Source organism: Neobacillus drentensis, assembly GCF_036966985.1.
Classification (GTDB): Bacteria; Bacillota; Bacilli; order Bacillales; family Cytobacillaceae; genus Neobacillus; species Neobacillus drentensis_E.
Map to the genome: position 1 here is coordinate 1 of NZ_JBALSN010000525.1, position 1,801 is coordinate 1,801.

Here is a 1,801-nt window from a genome sequence, read left to right on the forward strand (position 1 = left end):
CCGTTGTCTGCTGCCACACCATTTGCGATGACTTCGTCGTCTTTCAAAACCTGAATGGTTGCACCAGGTTCAGACGTCCCGCTTACTGTTGGGTTCGTCGTTGTTGGTGGAAAAACGAAGTCTAAGGTTAGAAGCGGTGCTGTTTTATCTTTTACTGTTATCGTTAACTCGTCACTGCGATTGTTTGCAGGATCGATTGCTGTGACAACCACTTGTGTACCCGCTTTGATTGGCGTAGACCAATTAAGAGTGAACACACCATCTGTGCCAGCTGTCGCTGTGCTAATGGTCTTGCCTTCAGCTAGCATTTCCACTGTTGTTCCTGGCTCAGCTTTGCCAGAAATCTTTAAGGTTTGGTCATTTAGTTCTTCAATGATTTCAGGTTTAGCTGGTGGTGTTCCATCTAGAACGGTTACTTTTGCCGGTTGACTTACATTCTTGGCTGCATCCGTCGCCGTAAGTTCGATGACTGTTCCCACCGTTTGTTTACTGATTGGAATGCTGAAGTTTCCATTGTTATCAGATGTACTTGTTAATTCTGTGTCGTTTATTTTTAAAGTAATGAGGGCATTCGCTTCGGATGTACCGCTTACCTCAGTGCTTTGATCAGTCACTGGATTAATTTGCGGCAAATCTGGTGCCGTTTCATCAAGAACTGATATGGTTGTTTCACTTGTACGCTTATAACTGTCTGTTACACTGATGGTAAGATTCGTTCCCCCAGTTTGGACAGGGATTGGAATTTCGAACATTCCGTCTGCTTTGGTGCTCCCGCTCGCAATAGCGGTACCATTTTTCAATACTTCGACTGTTGCTTCAGCATCTGTTCTTCCTTTGATCATTGCTGACTTGTCGGAGATTGGGTCAACTTGAGGGGCTAACAATGCTCCCATCGGATGGCCATTGGCAAATGGCTTATAGGCGTATGGCTGATAATTGAGTCGGTCCCCATAGCCAAGATCACTGCCATCATAAACGGAACGGTTCACTAACGTTGAATCGGTGGTACCCCAATAGTTATTGGTACCATCTGCTGCCCATCCTGGTGATGGCCCATCGAGACTCACTGCAAGCCGAATCGTACCGAAAAAATTGTTTTCGGTAATCGTAATTGGTGCCGCACTAGTATCCCTGCGGCTAAGCTTAACATCCGTATAGCCAGAGCCGTCATTGATAAACGTATTTCCTTTTACGCTCAAGTTCCCTGGTTTAGGTCCTGTAGAGGTAAAACCGATTTTCGCTTGGTCGTGAAAGAAGCTATTTTCAATTGTTGCAAAGGTGCCACTTAGTGAGAGATTTGCCTTTGAAAATTCACTATTTGTCACTGTCACCTGTAAGTCTTGAATGTCCATGCTGGTATTGCTGACCACGGTATGGTCCAACTGGATAGCCGCCTCTTTGGTCCAAGTCGTCCAGGCACTAATATACATCCCCTGCAGTTTAATCGGGTCTGCGGCTGTACCAAGTGCCTTTACCTTTCCATAAACGGTTAGTCCATTCGCCGACCCCGGCTTACTGATTAACTCAACCCCCGGCTCAATTGTTAGGGTCGCATTTTTGCCAATCTGCACCCATGCATTAATATAATACGGGGATCCCTCCTTTTTGAACACTGTATCTTCCGTAATATAATTTGTGATAACCGTGCCTTCCGCAAAGACCGGCGTATGACCCCAAGCCAGCAACACCAGCAGAGGAAGTGCCGCACTTAGCGCCACACGCTGCAGTAACTTTCTCATCTCTTTTCCCCTTTTAATAGTCTCTTAGTTTTACTATCATAATCTATTTTAAAATATTGTTA

1 protein-coding gene is annotated in these 1,801 nt (G+C 45.4%); it reads right to left on the minus strand.

Annotation, left to right across the window (positions count from 1 at the left end; genetic code table 11):
• Positions 1-1,739: Ig-like domain-containing protein (locus V7659_RS27135; RefSeq protein WP_335543186.1), on the minus strand; the 1,739-nt coding region annotated here is incomplete at its 3' end.
• Positions 1,740-1,801 lie beyond the last annotated feature (62 nt).